At 46.6% G+C, this 21,730-nt stretch carries 25 protein-coding genes; 16 read left to right on the top strand and 9 right to left on the bottom strand.

Annotated features, from left to right (window positions below):
* Positions 1-21: 21 nt before the first annotated feature.
* Positions 22-1,116 carry a NapC/NirT family cytochrome c gene (locus L3V32_RS14510; RefSeq protein WP_237284582.1) on the bottom strand — a complete coding sequence of 365 codons (1,095 nt, stop codon included), beginning with the start codon at positions 1,114-1,116 and terminating at the stop codon, positions 22-24.
* 270 nt (positions 1,117-1,386) lie between these two features.
* Here L3V32_RS14510 and L3V32_RS14505 point away from each other — a divergent pair, with 270 nt between their 5' ends.
* The 5 genes from L3V32_RS14505 to L3V32_RS14485 all read left to right on the top strand — a co-directional run bounded on the left by L3V32_RS14505 (position 1,387) and on the right by L3V32_RS14485 (position 4,247).
* Positions 1,387-1,902 carry a GNAT family N-acetyltransferase gene (locus L3V32_RS14505; RefSeq protein ID WP_237284581.1) on the top strand — a complete coding sequence of 172 codons (516 nt, stop codon included), beginning with the start codon at positions 1,387-1,389 and terminating at the stop codon, positions 1,900-1,902.
* A gap of 9 nt (positions 1,903-1,911) precedes the next feature.
* Positions 1,912-2,643 carry a glucose 1-dehydrogenase gene (locus L3V32_RS14500; protein ID WP_006740993.1) on the top strand — a complete coding sequence of 244 codons (732 nt, stop codon included), beginning with the start codon at positions 1,912-1,914 and terminating at the stop codon, positions 2,641-2,643.
* Position 2,644: 1 nt separating this feature from the next.
* Positions 2,645-3,115: a GNAT family N-acetyltransferase gene (locus tag L3V32_RS14495; protein WP_237284580.1), complete on the top strand. Its 471-nt coding sequence runs from the start codon at positions 2,645-2,647 to the stop codon at positions 3,113-3,115.
* 118 nt (positions 3,116-3,233) lie between these two features.
* Positions 3,234-3,701, top strand: a complete 468-nt coding sequence (locus L3V32_RS14490; protein WP_237284579.1) for an HAD family hydrolase — start codon at positions 3,234-3,236, stop codon at positions 3,699-3,701.
* A gap of 33 nt (positions 3,702-3,734) precedes the next feature.
* The gene (locus L3V32_RS14485; RefSeq protein WP_074190229.1) at positions 3,735-4,247 is read left to right on the top strand and encodes a GNAT family N-acetyltransferase; all 513 of its coding nucleotides are present in this window, start codon (positions 3,735-3,737) and stop codon (positions 4,245-4,247) included.
* On the opposite strand, the gene L3V32_RS14480 is transcribed toward L3V32_RS14485, so the two are convergent.
* From L3V32_RS14480 to L3V32_RS14470, 3 genes are all read right to left on the bottom strand, one after another.
* Positions 4,231-4,758, bottom strand: coding sequence for a hypothetical protein (locus tag L3V32_RS14480; protein ID WP_005391876.1), 528 nt, complete (start codon positions 4,756-4,758; stop codon positions 4,231-4,233). The genes L3V32_RS14485 and L3V32_RS14480 overlap by 17 nt on opposite strands.
* 238 nt (positions 4,759-4,996) lie before the next feature.
* Positions 4,997-5,281: a hypothetical protein gene (locus L3V32_RS14475; protein ID WP_046875577.1), complete on the bottom strand. Its 285-nt coding sequence runs from the start codon at positions 5,279-5,281 to the stop codon at positions 4,997-4,999.
* Between the two features lie 67 nt (positions 5,282-5,348).
* On the bottom strand, positions 5,349-6,248 hold the full coding sequence (locus L3V32_RS14470) for a DMT family transporter (protein ID WP_046875578.1): 900 nt from the start codon (positions 6,246-6,248) through the stop codon (positions 5,349-5,351).
* A 92-nt stretch (positions 6,249-6,340) separates the two neighbouring features.
* On the opposite strand from L3V32_RS14470, the gene L3V32_RS14465 reads away from it, so the two are divergent.
* Positions 6,341-7,777 carry a PLP-dependent aminotransferase family protein gene (locus tag L3V32_RS14465; protein ID WP_186437921.1) on the top strand — a complete coding sequence of 479 codons (1,437 nt, stop codon included), beginning with the start codon at positions 6,341-6,343 and terminating at the stop codon, positions 7,775-7,777.
* Between the two features lie 96 nt (positions 7,778-7,873).
* Here the strand turns inward: L3V32_RS14465 and L3V32_RS14460 are convergent, their stop codons facing one another.
* The 3 genes from L3V32_RS14460 to L3V32_RS14450 form a co-directional block, all read right to left on the bottom strand.
* The gene (locus tag L3V32_RS14460) at positions 7,874-9,010 is read right to left on the bottom strand and encodes a glycerate kinase (RefSeq protein ID WP_237284578.1); all 1,137 of its coding nucleotides are present in this window, start codon (positions 9,008-9,010) and stop codon (positions 7,874-7,876) included.
* A 16-nt stretch (positions 9,011-9,026) separates the two neighbouring features.
* Entirely contained in the window at positions 9,027-10,379 is a 1,353-nt protein-coding gene (locus L3V32_RS14455; protein WP_065645272.1) for a GntP family permease, read from the bottom strand.
* A 158-nt stretch (positions 10,380-10,537) separates the two neighbouring features.
* A complete protein-coding gene (locus tag L3V32_RS14450; protein WP_237284608.1) occupies positions 10,538-11,680 on the bottom strand; it encodes a sugar diacid recognition domain-containing protein in 1,143 nt (380 codons plus the stop codon).
* A 234-nt stretch (positions 11,681-11,914) separates the two neighbouring features.
* Here L3V32_RS14450 and L3V32_RS14445 point away from each other — a divergent pair, with 234 nt between their 5' ends.
* Positions 11,915-12,088: a hypothetical protein gene (locus L3V32_RS14445; RefSeq protein WP_005391896.1), complete on the top strand. Its 174-nt coding sequence runs from the start codon at positions 11,915-11,917 to the stop codon at positions 12,086-12,088.
* A gap of 69 nt (positions 12,089-12,157) precedes the next feature.
* Here L3V32_RS14445 and L3V32_RS14440 read toward each other — a convergent pair whose 3' ends face one another.
* Positions 12,158-12,520, bottom strand: coding sequence for a hypothetical protein (locus tag L3V32_RS14440; RefSeq protein WP_047009761.1), 363 nt, complete (start codon positions 12,518-12,520; stop codon positions 12,158-12,160).
* A gap of 283 nt (positions 12,521-12,803) precedes the next feature.
* Here L3V32_RS14440 and L3V32_RS14435 point away from each other — a divergent pair, with 283 nt between their 5' ends.
* From L3V32_RS14435 to L3V32_RS14415, 5 genes are all read left to right on the top strand, one after another.
* Positions 12,804-14,651, top strand: coding sequence for a M3 family metallopeptidase (locus L3V32_RS14435; RefSeq protein WP_237284577.1), 1,848 nt, complete (start codon positions 12,804-12,806; stop codon positions 14,649-14,651).
* A gap of 65 nt (positions 14,652-14,716) precedes the next feature.
* Positions 14,717-15,253: a DUF924 family protein gene (locus L3V32_RS14430; protein ID WP_237284576.1), complete on the top strand. Its 537-nt coding sequence runs from the start codon at positions 14,717-14,719 to the stop codon at positions 15,251-15,253.
* Positions 15,254-15,278: 25 nt separating this feature from the next.
* A complete protein-coding gene (locus tag L3V32_RS14425) occupies positions 15,279-15,989 on the top strand; it encodes an HAD family hydrolase (RefSeq protein WP_237284575.1) in 711 nt (236 codons plus the stop codon).
* A gap of 99 nt (positions 15,990-16,088) precedes the next feature.
* Complete coding sequence (locus L3V32_RS14420) at positions 16,089-16,406, top strand: DUF4144 domain-containing protein (RefSeq protein WP_237284574.1); 318 nt, start codon at positions 16,089-16,091, stop codon at positions 16,404-16,406.
* Positions 16,407-16,543: 137 nt separating this feature from the next.
* The gene (locus L3V32_RS14415) at positions 16,544-17,029 is read left to right on the top strand and encodes a VOC family protein (protein WP_005391929.1); all 486 of its coding nucleotides are present in this window, start codon (positions 16,544-16,546) and stop codon (positions 17,027-17,029) included.
* A 72-nt stretch (positions 17,030-17,101) separates the two neighbouring features.
* Here the strand turns inward: L3V32_RS14415 and L3V32_RS14410 are convergent, their stop codons facing one another.
* The gene (locus tag L3V32_RS14410; protein WP_237284573.1) at positions 17,102-18,016 is read right to left on the bottom strand and encodes a LysR family transcriptional regulator; all 915 of its coding nucleotides are present in this window, start codon (positions 18,014-18,016) and stop codon (positions 17,102-17,104) included.
* Between the two features lie 141 nt (positions 18,017-18,157).
* Between L3V32_RS14410 and L3V32_RS14405 the strand changes: the two genes are divergently transcribed.
* The 4 genes from L3V32_RS14405 to L3V32_RS14390 all read left to right on the top strand — a co-directional run bounded on the left by L3V32_RS14405 (position 18,158) and on the right by L3V32_RS14390 (position 21,611).
* Positions 18,158-19,465: a DUF1254 domain-containing protein gene (locus L3V32_RS14405; RefSeq protein WP_237284572.1), complete on the top strand. Its 1,308-nt coding sequence runs from the start codon at positions 18,158-18,160 to the stop codon at positions 19,463-19,465.
* A gap of 151 nt (positions 19,466-19,616) precedes the next feature.
* Complete coding sequence (locus L3V32_RS14400; protein ID WP_237284571.1) at positions 19,617-20,459, top strand: LysR family transcriptional regulator; 843 nt, start codon at positions 19,617-19,619, stop codon at positions 20,457-20,459.
* 154 nt (positions 20,460-20,613) lie between these two features.
* Complete coding sequence (locus L3V32_RS14395) at positions 20,614-21,039, top strand: VOC family protein (protein ID WP_021821230.1); 426 nt, start codon at positions 20,614-20,616, stop codon at positions 21,037-21,039.
* 59 nt (positions 21,040-21,098) lie between these two features.
* A complete protein-coding gene (locus L3V32_RS14390) occupies positions 21,099-21,611 on the top strand; it encodes a macro domain-containing protein (protein WP_140245940.1) in 513 nt (170 codons plus the stop codon).
* The last annotated feature ends 119 nt before the right edge of the window (positions 21,612-21,730 follow it).

Genomic DNA, 21,730 nt, shown 5'->3' with positions numbered 1-21,730 from the left:
ATCTTATCCTTCTATTTATCGTTAGTGACCAACCACATCTTTCGCGTGGTGCTGGAAGAACTTAGTAAGAATTTCTAGGTTTTCGGCAGTGATGTCTGTTCGATCACCCATACTCTTCGCCACTGGTCCCCAAGCGTTCACTGTGAAGTGATTTGAAGGAATTTTCGCGTGACAAGTTGCACAATAAACGTTGTCTAGCTCTTCTGCGTATGACCAAACTGGGTCAAGTGTATCCACAACCGGAGAATCGATCGTGCCTGTTAGTGACACTGCGCGCCATTCGTTGCCGTAAACGTCGGCCTTAAACTCACCGCCCTCAAGAGCTTGCTGACCTTGCTCGGTTAGCGTTGCTACGATTGCACGTTGACCTTCACCCATGTACAGCACTTGCTCTGCGCCTTTCATTTGGAATGCGTCCAACTTAACAGTACGCTCATCACCTTCAGAGCTGATTACTTCTAACTTCGTCGTTGGGTTAATTTTACCCATCTCACCCATTGCGATTTCAGTCACAGGGTAAACGACTTTGGCACCAGGTGATGTTTTTGTGGTGAAGCTCATCAACGTTTCAAATGCCTTGCTGTCTAGCTCAGCTTCTGGTGCAAAGTGAGCAACGCCTTTGTGACAATCGATACACGTTTGATCGTTCGCTTTTGCGTACTCGTGCATTTTCGCTGCATCGCGAGATTGCTCAAATTCTTCCATCGCGTCAAAGTCGTGGCAAGAACGGCACGTTACAGAGTCGTTTTCACGGAACTGCTCCCACACCATCTCCGCAAGCTCTTTGCGGTGCGCTTCGTATTTTTCTGGCGTGTCGATCTTGCCAGTCACGAACTCATGGTAGATGTCTTTCGATGCACGAATCTTCGTGATCAGGTAGTCCATCGGTTCTTGTGGGATGTGGCAATCAGAACACTCGGCACGAATGCCTTTCGCATTACTGAAGTGCACTGAGCCTTGATACTCTTTGTAAGGGATTTCCATAGAGTGGCACGAGAGACAGAACTCAGTATCAGAGGTGTAATGCATTACCGCTGCAGTACCACCTAATGTTAACCAGCCCACACCAATGCCGGCAGCAACCAGCAGTGCAACATATCGTTTTTTTATTGACATAATTAGCAACACTTCCAAATAAAATGTAATTATAGATCGCAAAATACTACTTTATGGGTAGTTCTCTCTTGATCCACATCATTTCCGTGTTGCTCTATGTATCTCAAGTATGAAATTTCGTTATTTTCATCCCACAAATGAATATTCAGTAAGAATTCATTCCCCAACTAGACATTCACCACACAAATCACTTTTGTAAGTGCAACCGTTTGATTAAAGAGATAAGAGGATGAGAAACTGGCTCTCTACATAAATGCTGTAAGGACACGCATGTCAGTTTATATTGAGACTCACCGAAGCCAATTAAGACCTATCGAAGCCAGCGATTGGGAACTATTTCAGCGATTACATTCCGAACCAGAGATCATTGAGCTCTGTTTTGATCGCCCGAGCGAAAAACAAATAAAAGAAAAATTTGCTTCGCGATTATTACCATGGACACCAGACAGTCAGCACTGGCTTTGCCTCATCATACTCGATAAGCAATCTGAACAACCGATTGGCGTCACTGGCCTTGCCATTGAAGAAGGTAACGCAGAGGTGGGTTACTTACTTTTGCCTGAATTTCATGGCCGACAGTTTGGAACAGAAACCCTTCAAGCGCTTCTAAATTGGGCGAGAGCAACACATGACATCGACCGCTTTTCCGCTACGGTCACTGAAGGGAATATTGCTTCAGAGCGTGTTCTCATGAAGTGCGGATTCGAGCTATCTGAAGTCATTCCTGACGCATACCAAATTGGCGACAAGCGTTACGCCGACAAAATCTACTCGCTACAAAAATAAGGATGTATTTTGAATAAAGTAGTCATCGTTACAGGCGCAAGCCGAGGCATTGGAGCCGCAACGGCGAAAAAACTGGCCGAGCAAGGCTATGCCGTGTGTGTTAATTACCGTGCGCAAAGTGAAGCAGCTCACCAAGTGGTCAGAGACATACAAGCAAATGGCGGAAAAGCGATCGCCGTTCAAGCCGATGTATCTGACGAGCAACAAGTGCTCAACCTTTTCGATGCAACAGAAAACGCACTAGGCTCAGTCACCCATTTGGTCAACAACGTTGGCATTCTATTTACTCAGTCACCGTTGGCGGAAATCAGCTTGGAACGCTTTCAGAAAGTAATGAACACTAATGTGAATAGCTGCTTTCTCTGTTGTAGAGAAGCGGCGAAGCGATTCAGTACTGGTGGCGCAATTGTGAATGTTTCTTCTGGGGCATCACGCTCAGGCGCACCATTTGAATATGTCGATTACGCCACATCAAAAGGCGCAATGGATACCTTAACCAAAGGGCTATCGCTTGAATTGGCAGACCGAAATATTCGCGTCAATGGCGTTCGACCTGGTTTCATTTATACCGATATGCACGCCGATGGTGGAGAACCAAACCGCGTGGATAGGCTCAGCCCTCAAATTCCACTGAAACGGGGCGGTACGGTAGAAGAAGTGGCGAATGCGATCGCTTGGCTACTCAGTGATGAAGCTTCTTATGTTACAGGCTCTTTTATCGATCTTTCAGGCGGTAAGTAAAATGGAAGTCAACATTCGACAAGCAAGTCCCGACGATTTGGATGCAATTTTTGAATTAAACCTACAAATCAACGCACTGCATTTTGCCAATGCGCCTGAAGCTTTTGTAGCACCTTCGGAAGACGACCGAGCGTTCCTCACTCAGGCTCTCGAGAATGATGAACGCTTGTTTTTAGTCGCAGAACATGAAAAGGAGGTAGTCGGCTTTTTAACCGCGATGATCACTCAGAATGAAACCGTCAGCTTTCTGATAAAAGATCCTATTTGTCGAGTAGGAACGATTGTTGTCGATGAGGAGCAAAAGCAACAAGGCATCGGTCGCCAACTACTTGAGGCTTGTGAGCAATGGGCTCGCGATGCCAATGCTACACAAGTTCGATTAGAAGTGATGGAATTCAATCAATCAGCACAGCGGTTTTACAACAAACAAGGTTTTAAAACTAACTCACGTATTATGCTGAAACATTTGTAACGATAACGACAATTAAGCGCTTTTCACGACTAAAGCCACCTAAATCGCATTTATCGATGCAATTTATCCCCTGATTTTAGAAAAGACGATATGATGTGCGGATAAAGGAGATTCGAACATGATTTATCTTTTCGATTGGGGGAACACCTTAATGGTGGATTTCCCTCACGCACAAGGAAAAATGTGCGATTGGGAACACGTAGAAACGATTCCTCTGGCCAAAGAAACACTGGCAACACTTTCCCAAAATCATGCTATTTACATTGCGACCAGTGCGTCTGATTCCAACATGGAAGAGATTCAGCGTGCATTCGTCCGCGTCGACTTAGACCAGTACTTAAATGGCTACTTTTGTTTTGCCAATCTCGGCATCGCTAAAAACCAACCTGATTTTTATCTTGCTATCGCAAAACAGCTAGGGGTTAACGTGAGTGAGTTAACTATGGTTGGCGACTTGCCCTATAAAGACATTTACCCTGCAATGCAAGCTGGCGTAAATACGATTTGGTTTAATCCAACAGGAGCCAATGCGCCAGCCGATCCCATTCCGAATCAAATTCGCTGTTTATCTGAACTCGTACCTTAACCATCACTAACCTGCACTAATCAAGGAAGATGAATGCAAATCAGACCCATCCAGGTAAGCGATATCGAGCGCTTTACCGAACTGTGGAACCGAGTCTATGCCGAAGGTAAATACCTGCGCAGTCCGGCTCCAGATAAAGACACCCTGACCAATATTTTACGTCGCGTAGAACTTGAATCGATTCCTCAATTTGTTGCTTTGGACCATCACGTTCTGATTGGTAGTGTAGAGATTTTTCCTGCCGAACTGTGCGGTTATGAAGGCGGTCAACTCACTAGCACAGGCATTTTAGGTATTCATATTGATAGAACATTCAGAGGAAAAGGGCTAGGTAAGCAGCTATTGTCTGTCGCACTTAAAAGTGCCTGGGAATATGGTTACGACACCATTGTACTTAATGTTTATAAGGACAACCTTGCCGCGATAGCGTTGTACGAACGATTTGGATTTGAGCACCATGGTGAACTAGGAGAAGTCACTCTCCCCAATGGCGAAGTGTTGATGAGTCAGAAGATGATGTTAAGCGCGCCTAACAACCCTCAGTAACGTGCCCTCGGACGATAGACTCTGTGGATGCTTGATTTACATAATAGAAATAGCATGCCTCTTCTGCCAAGGTATACCCTTGCGGCCAAATGTACACCACCCGATCAAGACCTGACTGGTCGACAAATTGATAATCGGGAATAGACACAAAGTGGGTACTATTTGGGTGTTGCTGACCAATAATACAAAAGTCACTGCCTTTGCAGGGAACATCAATTTTGGACACGCCACTCTGCGGCAAATCGATTTCTAATAACGCGCCAATGCTATTGGCGCTCGCTTCTGGCATACCACTTAAGGTTTTTACGTTCCTATCAATATAGTGGACTTGGTTTTGCTCGGCAGCATTGTCTATCACCACTCGGGCGTTAAAAAATTTAAGCGCGGTACCCAATGACGAATTGGAACTGTGTAACATCGACGCATAGGCTTGGCGATGAATGTGGAGTAGTGTTGGCAACGCAGCCAAAGCGATGAAAGCCAAAGTGGCGAGCACTATGGTGATTTCCATCAGAGTAAATCCCTTTAATCTCACTTTTTTATCTCAGCAGAATGAATGGTCGTTTGCCTCACATCCATGTGAGACCTTGCCAATATATCGCTGATTTAAAACGTTTAAAGCCCTAGTAGATGACAAACAAGAGTCATGGGCCAAAGTTGAGACCGCTCGCCAAGTTACTATGCAAACGCACACATTTATGTGTCAATTTTAGGACTTTATTTATCAATCACTTATTTACTGAAGTAGATTACCCGAGTAGTGGAACGTTATTACGAACAAGTCCGCGACGTACGTTAGTGCACATCTTCCCGAAACGACGGATCTCATCAAACTGCGGAATCACACCCCGCTCCATTGCCGACTCCCAATAAGTAACCTCTGAATCGACCATTTCTAATAATTTCTTTGGACAACCGATGCACTGCCCTTCCGGCCCACACACAAAGGTTTCCGGTTCGTAAATCGGTAGTTCAGCTTTTACTTGCTCGATGATATTACGCATCGCGGTCATTCGGTCTGGCTTTGCCGTCATCACTCTGCTCCACGGATTAAGATGAAGCAGAATTGTACTCACTGGCACGTGAATGTCCCTACCCAATTTAGGTATATTCTGTTTGAACCGATTTTTTTATCGTCAGATCTGGCTTTTTAACCACTAGATAGACCGCCGTGGCCGCCAATGCAAAGCCAGAAATGCCCATCCAATCAAACGACTCACCAAACGCGAGCCAAGCTTGAATCGCGGTTGTTGGCGGCACGAGGTAAAACACAGACGCCACACTCGAAGACGCGCCATTTCTCACCATGTACAGCAGCAGTAGGATAGCCACACAAGAGAGCACGACGACCAACCACAACACGGTCAAAATAAACTCCAGTTCCCACTGAACTTGCATGGTTTCAAACTGCATCGCAACAGGCAGAAACATGATGAGTGCGGCCAAATATTGCACCGTCGCACCACCAACCATATCCACCTGTTGGCAATGTTTTTTCTGATACAGCGTCCCTAACGTTATACCAACCAAAGACAGTAAACAGACTCCAATGGCTAAGAACTTATGTTGCTCAGACTGCCACTCCATGTTTCCCATCAGCACCATAGCGATGCCGACAAAGCCAAGAGCCAAACCTAGCCATTGCGAGGGTTTAAATTCCTCACGAACAAACACCACCAGCAAAGCCGCGGTTAAAATCGGCTGAATGCCCACCAACAACGAACTCAGCCCGGCAGGCATACCCAAATCAATAGCGAAATAAGTGCCGCCTAAATAGAAGCCATGGATCAACACACCCACCACACAGCTGTGCCAAAAATCGCTTCCTGTTGGCAACCTTCTACGCAACATCGCCACAAGAACTAAAAACAGTAAGACATTGAATGCCATACGGATAGAAAGTAGTGTCGCTGGCTCGGCATACTGCAAACCAAAACGCGCACCAACAAATCCAGACGCCCAAAGGATGACAAATACAAAAGGGATGGCTCGGATTAACATGATCGCCTCACTCACGCTTGTTTTATGTTTTGAGATACTGTTAATGTAATTAGGTACAGTGTTTTCAAAAAGTGACAGATGGAAGTGTTTTTATGGGTACAGATTTATTGGAAAGCGGTGAAGGGAATAAGTACCTCGTGGTGGAAAAGCACCTTAAACAAGCCATCAATGGTGGCGTTTACCAAGTGGATGATCGACTGCCCTCCATTCGCTCATTGAGCCAAGAATTAAGCGTCAGTAAAAACACCGTGATTCGTGCGTATCAAGAGCTGGAAGCGCAAAACTTGGTGTACTCGGTTCCCAAGTCGGGTTATCGAGTAAAAATCGCCTTGCCGACCTCTCGCTCAATTCCGGATCCGACTCGCGTGGATTTGCTCTCGATCTGCAAAGAAATCCTCACGTACCCTGAATACCAAGAGCGTTTGCCCGCAGGCTCTGCCCACCCAAACATTGACTCCCCCGCGATCAAAAGCTTGTACGCCGAGATTGGCCGCCACAGCCGCCAGCAAACGCATGTACCGAGCCATTACCAATTGCCACCCGGTGATCACCTCTTAATCAAACAACTGGCGAAAATCACACAAGATTTGGGCACGCCAACCAAGTTGGATGAGATCATGGTGACGCACGGCGCGCAGCAAGCAATTAGCCTAGCGCTGCGCGCAACGACACAAAAAGGCGATATCGTCGCGGTGGAGTCCCCTTGCTATTTTGGTAATTTATTGATGCTCGAATCACTCGGCCTCAAAGTGGTGGAAATTCCGAGTTGCCCACGAGACGGTATGTGCCCCGAAGCCTTAGCAAAAGCAATGGCGACATGGGACATAAAAGCGATCATCGTAACGCCAAACTTCACCAACCCAACTGGTGCCATGATGCCGCTAGAAAAGCGCCAGCAATTGCTATTGGCGTCTGGCAATATTCCTATTATCGAAGACGATGTGTTTGGCGGGTTAAGTTATAACAAGCCTTTGCCAAGCTTGAGGTTGCTCGATGACAAGCAACGCGTAATTTACGTGAATTCGTTATCCAAAACGCTCGATTCGCGTTTGAGAATTGGTTGGATGTTGGCGGGGCGATATCGAGATCAAATTGAGCAATATCTACTGTGTGAGAACATGGGCAGTTTGAATCTGATGCAATCTGCCGTGGCAACGTTTCTAACGTCAGGCAAGTATCGAACGCATACTGCGCGAATGGGTCGGGTTTATCAAAACAACATGCGCCGATTTATCCAGATGCTTCATCAATACTTAGATGAATACGAATCTCTAAAAAATCGATACCAGATCAACGCCGTGCAAGGTTCGTTCTTGCTTTGGTTGCGCCTGCCCAAAGAAACGGACAGCTATGCGTTGTATCAAGCGTGTAATCAACACAGAATCAGCCTACTTCCCGGTACCGTATTTGGCACTCAAGGACAATATCGACATTGCGTGCGCCTCAGCGTAGCAAACTTTGGTAGTGAAACCGATTGGATTCACGCGATGCAAACACTGGCAAAGTTGATAGCAAAGCATGTTCGTTAACTCGCTCTTGCTAAATGAACTTATGCCCGCATACGTAGACTGGTAACAACAAAAAACTCCACGTAAAGGTGGAGTTTTTTCGTATCGTTATCGCCCTCAGTGCGACTTAATTTGCCACATTCTCGCGACGTTTTCGGCTAAATTGGCAACGTTGACGTCGGCCTCTTTCATGGCCTCAGGCAAGCTCATTGCCCTTGGTACACAAGCAAACACCGCATCAATGCCGCACTCATAAACCGCCTGATAGTTGTCGCCCACACAGCCTGCTAATGCAATGACTGGTAAATTACACTGCTTAGCCACCTGAGCAACGCCCATCGGCGTTTTGCCATGTGCGGTTTGATGATCGATTCGACCCTCGCCTGTAAATACGATATCCGCATCCGCAACATGCTGAGCAAGCTTGACCGTTTCAAGCACAATCTCAATTCCCGGTTGCAAACGTGCTGGCGTGTACCCGAGCAAGGCCGCGCCCATACCACCAGCAGCACCCGCCCCTTCACGAGTCAGTACATGCTTACCCGTCGCTTGTTCCGTCAACTCGCCAAACTTGCGCAATGCGTTATCGAGCAGTGTGACGTCTAACACCGTCGCTCCCTTTTGCGGGCCAAAGATAGCCGATGCGCCTTTGTCGCCACAGAGTGGGTTATCAACATCGCATGCTACCAACACTTCACAAGTTGCTAAACGTGGGTCAAGACCAGAAATATCGATGGAGGCAAGCGCCGCTAACCCGCCTCCATTTGGGGTAATTGCATGACCAGATTTATCAAGAAACGTTACCCCCAACGCGGTCAACATGCCCACGCCACCATCATTGGTAGCGCTGCCGCCCAAACCAATGATTAAGCGTTGAATACCGCGGTCTAGCGCGTGTTTGATCAGCTGTCCGGTACCGATGCTGCTGGTCAGTTTTGGGTCGCGAGCGTCACTCGGTACAAGGTGCAGCCCACTGGCCTCCGCCATTTCAATAACCGCGGTTTCGCCGTCACCGAGGATGCCATAAAACGCTTCAACATCATTCCCTAATGGCGCGGTCACCGTTGTAAAGACTTGTTCGCCTTGAGTTGCATCTATCAAAGATTGAACCGTGCCTTCGCCACCGTCTGCGACCGGAACCGTAACAAACTCGGCATCATGCCATACGCGAGCAAGACCCGTTTTGATCGCCTCGCTCACTTGTTTGGCGGTTAAGCTTTCTTTAAATGAATCAGGTGCAATTACCACTTTCATACGTATTTCCAGAAACTTATAAGAGAACGAGACTCAAAATGTACACCAATGCCATTGCCGTGACACCTTGAACGAGCGTAGCCATGGTTTGCGCGCGATACGCTAAGCCCACCGACATGCGGCTAAACTGCGAAACTACCCAGAAGAAGCTGTCGTTTGCATGAGAAACCGTCATCGCACCAGCACCGATCGCCATCACTGTTAATACGCGGCCCATTTCTGAATCGAGCCCCAATTGCGTAAGCATAGGCGCAACCAAAGCCGATGTGGTCACCAATGCAACCGTTGACGAACCTTGCGCCGATTTTAGCGCAGCCGCAACGATAAATGGCATGAAAATGCCCACACCTAGCGCTGATAACGTCGTACCCAAGTATTCACCTAGCGGCGTTGCTTTTAATACCGCGCCAAATGCGCCACCCGCACCAGTAATCAAAAGAATAGGCGCAGCAGCCGTAATACCTTGGCTGATTCGCTCGCCAAATTCTTCAATCTTGTTGTCTGATTTTAGTAGGCGAACAGAAAGGAACAGGCCAATCACCAATGCCGTTAGTGGCTGTCCTAAGAAAGTCAGAACATCAAACACAAAACCTTCGCCTAGCGGTAAGCTTGGGAATTTCGCGATAGAGCCAAAACAGATCAATAAGATTGGAACAAAAATAGGAGCGAATGCTTGGCTCGCCGTTGGCAGTTGGCCGTAAGACGCTTTGAGTGCTTGCCAGTCATGCTGAATTTCATCTGCGGCTTCAATGCCATCTGGTTCAACATGTTGGAATCGGTTCGCCCACAACATACCCGCTAACGCCGCAACTGCTGCAACAAACACACCCACACCAATCACTAAACCAAGGTTAGATTCCAGGCCTAAGTTACCCGCAGCGGCAATAGGGCCAGGAGTTGGCGGCACAAACGTATGTGTTGCGTATAGGCCAGTTGCCAACGCCACACTCATTGCAACGCTTGAGGTTTTTAAACGCTTCGCGAGTGATTCTTTGAGCGAGTTCAGAATGACAAAGCCTGAATCACAAAATACCGGAACAGAAACGATGTAACCAATGATGCTCATGGTCAATGTTGGGAAACGCTCACCCAACACTTTGATGACCGTATCGGCCATGGTGATCGCCGCACCACTTTTTTCCAAAATAACACCGATGATGGTACCTAAAACGATAACCAAGCCAATGTAACCAAGGATGCCGCCAAAGCCAGAAGCAATGGTTTTGGCAATGCTATCTGCCGGTAAGCCGTAAGCAAATGCCGCAAGGAACGCTGCGATGATCAGCGCTAAAAAGGGATGTAATTTGAATTTGGTGGTCGTGAGCACAATAAATGCGATCACCCCAAGCAGGATTAATATAAGGTTCATGATAACTCCATTTATTCTTATTTTGCTGAGCGAGTCCGTGTTGGCTCACTCAACATGTAGGGACGCATGAATTATTAATCGTTTGCTTTCGAATTCCTTTAGGCGGATCGACAAATGATGTGGTCAAAAAATGACGCGTATTGTGCAAATGCACAATATCACGACATTTTTGAGAGCCGAGTCGCAATATAAAGCTCCGCTAACCCCACAAAATTGGTGGTTGGCAACCCTGTTATCTCGGTGATTTTTTCTAATCGATAGCGCATTGTGTTCCGGTGAATAAACAGCATTTTAGAGCACTCCGTCACATTGCCATTGCATTCAAACAATGCATCTAGGGTTTTCAGCAATTGCCCGGATTTGTCTTTCTCTTTCAACCGTTTCACGCCATCAATAATTTGTTCACCTTGCCAAATATCCGCCAACGGCGCCAACAGCACAGGCAAACGAAGTTCGTCGAACAGGTACTTACGTTTCTCTGGGTAGAACTGCTTGCCAATGGCTAATACCTGCTTCGCGCTTTGGTATGACAACGCGACATCTTTAGGCTCATTAAACAACTGCCCTAGCGCAATGTGAAACGTATGTGAATCGTGATCGCTTAAACGCGACATCAACTTATCAATGCGTTCACTTTCGATTTGGCTATCCCACTGCTTGGCGGAATGACACGGTTTCAGCACCACAATTTCATTCACTGAGACAATCGCAACTAGGTTGTTACGCTCTGGGTATTCAAGCAACTCAACAATATTGCGCACACTCTTCATGCTTTTAGAGGCGGACGGTGTCGAGACTTCAATCACCGTTGCCACCCGTGGTTGAGTAACATCGATAGAAAGACGCATCGCCCAATCTTTCAGCTCTTCATCGGTCAATTTGCCATTGATCCAAGCCAGAATAAACTCTTCACGATGACGTCTGTCCCACTGAAATTTTTCCACCAGCGCAGCTTGCTCGATTGTCAGTTCAGCAGTCATTTTGACCAGTTTGGCGAAATCTCGGATTTTCTCCGGCTCACCTGTCACACCAACAATACCGACCACGTCACCATGCAATTTCAACAGCATATTGATTCCGGGTTTGACACCCTGCAACGTCAAACATTGCTGCTCATTCAGCTCTAGCGAATCGCCGTGATTCAACGCCAATACCGCGCCATCATGCACTTGCCCAACGCGTTTTGGATCGCCACTGCCAATAATGATGCCTGCTGAGTTCATCACATTCACATTGTGACCAATGATGGACATGGTTCGATCGACAATTTGCTGTGCTAGGGAGTGGTCGAGAATAACCATTTCGATTTTCCAGATTGACAATTTAATCATTCAATAAATCACAAATAGCCAACTGTCGCGACGATACAGTTAAAAATAACTGAAGCAGCTCAAAGCATTACTCAATTAACCACACGATAAAAATGGATTAAACCCTCATTTTGAGCTGAGAGTTATATACTTAGAACAAAGGTCACCGATGCATTCGTCACTGTGCATCGATACCGCTCGTCTACCTACAGAGGAGGAAACAACATGGAATTACGTAATAAATCGGGTGAAGTCGCAAAAATTGCAGATAACCTCACATTAAAGGAAATCACAGAAATGGGCTACACCGTAGATTTATGCGATGAAGCATTTGACCCCGGTGAGCATTGGAAAGCGGAAGGTAAAACGCAAGGTATGGGCGAGTACCCAGAGGAGTAAACGTCCTGACGGGCCAGCGCACAAAGCGCTCCATAAACAGAAAAACCGAGCGACTTAACGCTCGGTTTTTTACTTTTGAACTTCTTGAATAAACAAGCCCATCTCTTCAAGATAATTGCCGTTTGAGCATCCCCAATCGGTGACTTCAATCAGCTCGGTAACTAACTGTCCAGATTCATCATTTTGTACTCGCTGCACAAACGCTTCAAAGCGTTCTAACTGCGCCTGAGTTTTAATGCCATGCACAGCATATTCTACAAGCAAGCCATTGTATGTCTGCCAGCGCTGTTCACCTGAAACATCACTGCTTAAAATTACAGAGCACTTTTGTTGAATGTTCTCAACCGCATCATTTCTTGGCGGCGTGACAGAAGAGCATCCAACCAAAATCGTACCTAGCGCCAATAGCGTAACTTTTGTCTTATTTATCATATCGTTTCCATATGTACTGCCGCGATATAGAAATATTATTACACATGACAAAGATCATCGAGAGCGCCTCGCAGATTAATTAACTGATGAACTGTAAAACCCGTGCCAGCCTTAACACTGCGCACTCCGAACGCGTAACAACTCTTGCTAACTCATTAAAATGTAAACAAATAGTAAAATCACGTTTACGCAGTACACTACCAGCAAATTAATTTGTCCCTCCTTTATTATCAACAAGCGTGCAATAATTAGGGGTCTACTCCCAACCATTTGAAGGATCAAAATGACCGCAACGGATTATCTCAACGACCTCAATCAACGTTACCTCGCGATTCACCGCACCAAAGAAGATTTCTTTTGGGAAACTTACATGGGGATCAGCGATGACCATGATGGCTCGACGCAAGCACAAACCGCATGGACAAGCTTTTTGAGCAACGCCGAGCAAATTACTGCCATCAAACAACAGCTTGAAGCCGCGGACTCAATTACCGACCCACAAGAGAAACAGCAAACCATTACGGGTCTTTCTGGTTGGCTGGCGATGTTTGAATCTCACGCAATCGAGGGCGAAAAAGCACAAGCGTTGAAAAATCAGCTCATTGCCTTTGAAGCTGAGCTGTTCGAGAAAAAACAGAACCACGTACAAACGTTTACCGATGAAAACGGCGAGCAAGTAGAAGGTTCACTGCCAGTATTGAGCTCAACCATTCGCACCAGCAATCATGAAGAAGTTCGCCAATCGGCTCACCAAGCGTTGCTGAACCTTGAACAATGGCTACTGCAAAACGGCTTTATAGAACTGATCAAACTGCGCAACCAGTTCGCTCGCTCACTGGGTTATGCGACCTTCTTTGATTACTCCGTGCAAAAAACGGAAAAGATGAGCTCTGAGCAGCTATTCGAGATTTTGGAAGATTTCGAACAACGCACGCGAGATGCGCACCTAAACAGCTTAGAAAACTTGGCGAAAGAGAAAGGCGCAAGCGCGCTAACAGGCTTCAACTTTGTTTACTCGTTCGCGGGTGACGTCATGCGTGACCTTGACCCATACGTGCCGTTCTCAAAATCTCTGAGACGCTGGGTAGAATCGTTTGGTCGTCTGAATATTGATTACTCTGGCGCGACGCTAACGCTTGATTTGTTAGACCGCAAAGGTAAGTACCCGAACGGGTTCTGCCACGGCCCTATCCCTTCTTTCTACAATCAAGGCGAATGGGTCGCAGCACAGGTGAACTTCACCAGCAATGCCAAACCAGACCAAGTGGGCAGCGGCTACGATGGTATCAACACGCTGTTCCACGAAGGTGGCCACGCAGCACACTTTGCGAACGTAAAAATGAACGCACCTTGTTTCTCGCAGGAGTTTGCGCCGACTTCAATGGCTTATGCAGAAACTCAGTCGATGTTCTGTGACAGCCTGTTAAACGATGCCGATTGGCTAAAACAATACGCACTGGATGATGAAGGGAATCCGGTTCCTGATGAGATCATTCAAGCGATGATCAACAGTCGTCAGCCATTCAAAGCTTATGAAGAACGTAGCATCTTGGTTGTGCCGTACTTTGAACGCGCGTTATATCAAATTAGCGATGACGAGTTAACGCCAGAGCGCATCACTAAGCTGGCTCGCGATTGTGAAAAACAGATCCTTGGTTTGGAATGCAGCCCTCGCCCACTGATGGCGATTCCACATTTGCTATCCGACGAAGCGGCTTGTGCGTATCAAGGTTACCTACTCGCGCACATGGCGGTGTACCAGACCCGTGCATACTTCCTTGAGAAGTTTGGCTATCTGACGGATAACCCAGAAATTGGCCCACTGCTGGCAAAACACTACTGGCATGCAGGCAATCATTTGTCGCACAACGAAACCATTTTCAGCCTGACTGGCGAGGGGTTCAATGCTAAGTACTTGGCAGATGTATGTAATCTATCGCCAGAGCAAGCGTGGGAAGTACAGCAGAAGAAAATCGACTCACTTGCAACACGAGAACGAGCACCAGTTGCTTCACTGAACGCGACGATTAAAGTCGTCGACGGCAGTAAAGAACTGGCAAGCAACGTCATCTCTGACGAACAAATGTGTGACGATTTTGAACGTTACATCGTAGAGACTTACGGTCGATAACACGCCAATAGCCAGAAGCCACGCTTCTGGCTTTTTACTATTAAGGCACAACAAAAGGAAGCGCCATGCATCAACAAATCATCAAGTTCTGGTTCGAAGAGCTAACGCCTCAAAACTGGTTTGAAAACGACCCAGAACTGGACAAACATATTGCGTCACGATTTGCCTCGGTACTAGAACAGGCCGCTCGTTGTGAACTGTTTAATTGGCGTGACAGCGCACAAGGACGATTGGCCGAAATCATCGTCCTCGACCAGTTTTCACGTAATGTGTATCGCAACACCCCAAAAGCGTTTGCGCAAGACCCGCTCGCATTAGCATTGGCTCAAGAAGCAATTCGGTTAGGACACGATCAAGAATTAGTGCCTGAGCAACTAAGCTTTTTGTACATGCCTTTTATGCACAGCGAATCTCGCCTCATTCATGTCGAAGCAGAGAAATTGTTTCGCGCATCAGGGCTTGAAAATAACTACGATTTTGAGCTAAAACACAAAGCCATCATCGACCAATTTGGACGTTACCCACATCGCAACGCCATCTTGGGAAGAGAAAGCACACCTGAAGAGTTAGCATTTTTGCAGCAACCCGGTTCCAGCTTTTAACCATCAATAACAACGAGAACGTTGAATGAAATTAGACGCCATATTGTGGGATTACGATGGGACACTCGTAAACTCTGTACCGAAAAACATCGACATCACCAAAGCGATCTTAGCCATCGTTGCTCCGCATTTAACTGGCGATAATTTACCGAAATATCTCCATTCAGAAGCCAACTATCACTACGCAAACCACGCGGCGAAAAACTGGCAAGAGCTCTACGTGGATTACTACGGCATGTCCCATGATGAAATGCTAAAAGCTGGTGGTTTATGGGCAGAGCATCAAGAGAAAAACCAAACACCAGTAACCCTGTTTGAAGGCATTAATGGCGTTATTAAAGAGTTTGTGCAGCTGCCTCACGGCATTTGTTCTCAAAACTCACAAAGCAATATTCGTCGAGTGCTGTCCGACAACGGCATCAGCGCGCCGTTTAAATCCATCGTCGGGTATGATGACGTCTCGAATGGGCACCAAAAGCCCGATGCGTACAGTGGCATCAAATGCGTTGAGTCGATTTTTGGTCACGCAGAAAATCGACAGCTGATGTACATCGGTGACCATGAAGCCGACACGCAATTCGCACGCAACATCGAACAGCAGTTGGGTAGCCAAAGTAAGGTGATTGCCGTTGCAGCAGCGTACAGTGGCGCGATGCCAGAGCATTGGAGCGTGCAACCAGATTACGTGGCAAGAACGGTTGACGAGCTGTTTTCGATTATTGCTCAACACACGTAATTTTTGACTGCGGTTTAAGGCCAACACCTTGAATGCTGCCAGCACTCACTTTGCCCTTTCAGACATTGAAACAATTTTAGCCACTACACCGGAGGCCCCATGGTTACATGGCCATGTTTATTGAAACTCGATGGCGACGATGAACTTATCTATTTGCGTTCTCATGCTGATCTTGATTCCGAATGCGAAGCGCTCATTTTGGGGCCAGATGATTACGTAATTGACTCAAATGGCAACACGTTCGGGTTTCAATACAACGATTCGAACACCACCGTTTTACAACCGGGAGAACGCACTCTGTCCGTCGAGGAAGTTACGTCGCTCATCCAGTCGCATGAGTTTAGTCTCGCACAAAGGTGCATCATCAAAATTCACTTCACCTCGGTACAGCAAGCTGTTGAGGCATTAGCCAATTAGCTCGAACCCCGCCCATGATGATTACACAAAATTATTATTTTTATAATTTATGATAATTTCATGTAATTAAAACCGCACCATATACTCTCCACATCGAAACAAAACAACGTTTAAGCACACATGTTGGGAGCAAACAAATGAAAATGAATCATGTCGGTATTATGGTCGGAGATATGGATAAAGCGGTTGAGTTTTACACGCAAGCGCTTGGTCTAAAAGTCGTTATGGGCAACACGAAAGTGATTGAAGAACGCGAAACCGCAATTGGCAGAATGTGTATTGCGGTCTTTGGTGAGGGCTTTAAAGGCTTCAACATTGCACATCTAGTGACAAGCGATGGCATCGGACTTGAGTTATTTGAAATGAAAGAGCGTCAAGAACGCCATGAAGTGGATTTTTCTCGCATCGGTATCTTCCATTTCTGTTTGCAGACGGACGACTTTGAAGGCGCAATCAAGCGCACTGAAGCGTTGGGTGGCAAAGTTCGTATGGACATCATGCGTTACCACCCAGAAGACGATAACAAGCCTGCGAAAATGGTCTATCTAGAAGACCCATTCGGCAACCTGTTCGAGCTTTACTCGCACACTTATGAAGAAACTTACGCTTCTGAATACGAGTAATTACATCAAGCAACACAACCGGGATCAGTGCGTTATTGAACCCGGTTGCTCAAACCGTTTCACCAACCATTGTTACGACTCAATGCCTAACGACTTCATCAACGATTCAACGGTATTGTTAACCCACAATATCAACGGATCATTGCGGCGCTTTACGCTGTAAACGTAACCGAAGTTACCTTCTAATTTCGGCAGCGCGTCATCAAATTCGATAAAAGAAAAACGCTTATCTAACTGATTGATCAAGTGACGCGAACAAGGAAACAGCACATCGCTATCCGCAACCAAATTCAAAATGGTGTTGATGTGCGTGGTACGCAGTTGAATTCTTGGGACAACTGAAAAAGGCTGTAATAAGCGCGAGATGTGATCTTCTTTTTCATTCCAATGTTGGATGATGTGAACCGCGTACGCGTACTCTGAAATGTCATCCAAGTACATGCGTTTACCACCATGCGGATGCGTCGCGCGGCAGACCAGAGCAAAGTCGTCCCGCCCGCCTTTTTTCTGAACCAGATGCTTCGGCAACTCCATAGGGAAATAGTTGATACCAAAAGCGATTTCACCCGCATCGATTTTGTCTGGCGTGGTTTCCGTCCAGTCTTCGATCACCAAGTTCATAAACGGCGCTTCTTTGGCTAGCAGTTGAGTAAACGCGGCAGAAAACCATTGCGCAATGGACGAGTTGATCGCAACACGCAGCACACTGCTTTCGGTCGCGGGATCAAAACTATGAGAAACATTCACCAGCTTGTCGATGTCGTTGATGATCCCAGAAAGCTGCGCTTTGATCTCTTCGGCTTTCGGCGTGAGCTCCATATTAGTGCCCTTACGCACTAAAATGTCGTCGTTAAACAAATCCCGAATTTTACGCAAGCTTCGGCTCACAGCAGGCTGGCTGGTGCACAAACGCTCCGCAGCCGTTGTGGTGTTGCGTGTTTCAAGAATCACTGCAAGCACCTTGAGCAAATTGTAATCAAAGTTCATCAACGTTATCTCTTTAGCTTTTCTCAAACCATATCACTTTTGATATAGACTAAATACCCACAGTTCATTTTTGTAATAAACGGGTTAACGACTAAGCTTAGCTGGAAATATATCCTCACAACCAAATGGATGAAACCAGCCATGAAACAAAAATTACTCGTTACTCTATTGGGATTATCAGCGCTAGGAGCCAGCCCTGTATTTGCGGCTAACACCAATGTTAATCTTGCAGAAGATGCTTATATCTACGGCTACTCTATCGATGAAGCGTACAAGTTTTTCTATCACACGGCGGTAGAAAACAACTATCCGCTCAACCGCTTTCAGAATATTCGTGCTCTAGCTGATGACTCTTACACCTCTCACCCAACCATTAATAACGATACGCTTCACCTTATGGGCTGGTTAGATGTTGCTGCAGAACCTGTCATTGTGAGCGTGCCTGATATGGATGAAGGCCGTTACTGGATCTTGCACACAATGGACATGGGCCACTACACCAACGCAGCGTTCAGTTCTCGTACTCGCGGCACAAAAGGCGGCCAGTTCATGTTTGCAGCACAAGATTGGCAAGGTGAAGTGCCAGCGTCTGTCGACGAAGTGGTTCGCGTAGACAGCAATCTTGTGAAGCTGATGGGTCGCATCATGGCAGTGAATGACGAAGACGCAAAAGTCGCGCTTAACTACATGGACCAATGGAACATTCGTACCCTATCGGAATATTTAGGTAAGAACGGGCCAAAACCAGTACAAAGAACGTATCCAGATCCAAAAAATTCAACATGGCTTGAACGCGTGAACTTCGTGCTATGTGATGGCTCGATGGGCAATGCAGACAAACAGTGGTTGGACAAATACCAATCTATCGGCGTTGAACCATGCAAAACTGACTTCACACCTGAGCAGCTAAAACTGGCAAAAGTTGGTGAGAAGAAAGGCATGGAACACCTCATCGAACTTGCACCTAAAATGACAGATGCTCGTACGTTGCTTGGTACACGCGATACCTTGGGTGATGCGCCACGCGATATTTTTGCAGAAGGTACTTACCTTGGTCAGTGGGGTTTACCACCTATCGAAGCGTCTTACCGTAAATCAGATTTCGACAGCACTGGTCAAAAACTGGATGGTTCGAAGCATGATTACGTGATGCGCTTTAAAGCGCCGAACGTCAGCGAATTCTGGTCTGTTACTATTTACGGCAACGACAACCGTTTGATGGCGAAAAACGACCTAAACCGTCACAGCCGTGGCGACCGAACCATGAAAGCGGACAAAGACGGTTACTACACCATTTACATGAGTGCGAACGAGAAAGGCCGTGCAGACGATCCAAACTTCTTGCCAGTACCTGAAAAACCGTTCTACGCCATCATGCGTTTCTACGGCGCAGACGATGCAATCCAAAGTGGTGAGTATCAAATGCCTGAAATCAAAGTAGTTAAATAATTCGTTTTAACGAACCACTGCTCTGTCGCCTCCTTAGCTCGTAAGTGCGTTAAGGGGGCTTATTTCAAGGTGGGTGTCTAGGGCGAACATCAAGCCCAAAAATCAAAGAGCCACCCACTCAATCTAGTGATTATTTTTATTTAGGTATCGTATGGATTTTAATCTAATCCAAACCTTTTTAATTGTTGCTGAATATCAATCTTACTCTCGCGCCGCAGAGCACCTAGGGCTAACTCAGCCAGCGATTAGCGCATCCATGAAGCGTTTGGAAAAAGAAACCAACAAATCGTTATTTGTGAAGGATGGGCGACAAATCAAACTCACTTCTGTAGCGCATCAGTTGCTACCTAAATTTCATCAGGCGTTTGCGATGATCAATGATGCCATTTCCGATCAAAGCACTTTCCGCCTGAGCTGTAACGAAGCGCTGATCTACCGCATCACACCAACCAACACGATCAGCATTTGCGCCGATACGGATTTACCTTCGTTATTGAATGATCTACGACTTAAACAGATCGATTTGATTATTAGCCCAACGACCATTCATGACCCATCATTTATCAGTGAATCAGTTTTTGAAGAGCCAATGGTGGTGATTTGTCGTCAAGATCACCCACGTATCGCAGGAAAAATCGAACAAGAACAGTTTTATTCTGAAAAGCACTGTCGGTTTGTCGGAGACGAAGACTTCCCAGTTAGCAACACCGAAGTTCACCAACCAGGGCAGCAAGAGCGTGATGTGGAAATGATGACAACATCACTCTCTGGCATGATGCTTTATGTGGCGAAACACGATTGCTTAGGCGTGCTTCCCCTGTCTTTGGCGCAGAAATGGCAATCGGCTTTGAATCTGCAAGTCATTCAAACTCCAATGTTTTCCGAGCCGGTCAGCTATAAACTGATTTTCCATAAACGAGATGAGTCGAGTACTTCCCATCAACGTTTGCGAGCTTGGGCGCGTGACCAATTTGCTACAGGCCTAAACGCCTGACGCGGTCGCACATCAAGGCGTTTCGCCAAACACTCTTTCTCTCTTCTTAAACGCACTCTTTATGACCAAAGGTGCGTATGTTAAAAATGGCTTAACGATCAGTATGGACGTTCAGGTCGTATACTTTTCCATAACCGCACAAAAGGAGTGAAGCATGCCCACCAACAACCCAATCGCAATCCAAGCCCTTGATCATGTCGTGTTAAGAACGTGCAACCTCGACGCCATGTTGCATTTCTATCGAGATGTTTTGGGTTGCCCAGTCGAGCGCGAAGTAATGGAGCTTGGTTTAACCCAGCTTAGGGCTGGTAACGCATTGATTGATGTGGTGACGGTGGACAGCGAGTTAGGGCAACTTGGCGGAAAGCCACCAGTTCAAAATGGTCGTAATATTGACCATTTTTGCCTGCAACTAGCGCCTTTTTGCGAAAATGAAATACTGGAATATCTGCGTTCGAACGGCATTGAAACCGAAGAGTTTGCGAAGCGCTACGGCGCACAAGGGTTCGGTCGCTCACTCTATATTCATGATCCGGAAGGAAATGTCGTCGAGTTAAAACCTCAAGTGATTGATGAGTAAGCTACACTTAACTCTGTTACTGACCATTTGTTTCTCACCATTGTAGAAGGCTCAAAAAAATGAACGCGATCTCGTTAGTCCAAGGCGACATCACCACCGCACATGTCGATGCCATCGTGAATGCAGCAAACCCGAGAATGCTCGGCGGAGGTGGCGTCGATGGTGCCATTCATCGCGCAGCAGGGCCTGCGCTTATCAATGCGTGTTATGCCGTTGATGATGTCGACGGTATTCGATGCCCGTTTGGTGACGCACGCATTACTGAGGCTGGCAATTTAAACGCGCGTTACGTCATTCATGCCGTTGGCCCGATTTACGATAAATTCGCCGATCCAAAAGCGGTGTTGGAATCTGCATATCAACGTTCGCTGGATCTCGCGCTCGCCAACCACTGCCAAAGTGTGGCGCTGCCTGCGATTTCTTGCGGAGTGTATGGTTACCCACCTCAAGAAGCAGCAGAAGTCTCGATGGCCGTTTGTCAAAGACCGGAATACGCGGCACTCGACATGCGCTTTTACTTGTTTAGTGAAGAGATGCTTTCGATATGGCAACACGCCCTGACCCAGCACTAAAATCTTTGTGACAAGAGACATAAAAAAATCGGACTGCCAATACAGTCCGGTTTGTCTTATTTATCAATAAATTATCGTTCGTTAAGCGCTACGAATGCTAGGGGGGTCATCCAAAGCGC

It is taken from the genome of Vibrio sp. J2-4 (genome assembly GCF_021728155.1).
GTDB classification, from domain to species: Bacteria; Pseudomonadota; Gammaproteobacteria; order Enterobacterales; family Vibrionaceae; genus Vibrio; species Vibrio diabolicus.
The sequence above is the reverse complement of the archived record's forward strand: the minus strand, read 5'-3'. Positions and strand labels throughout refer to the sequence as shown.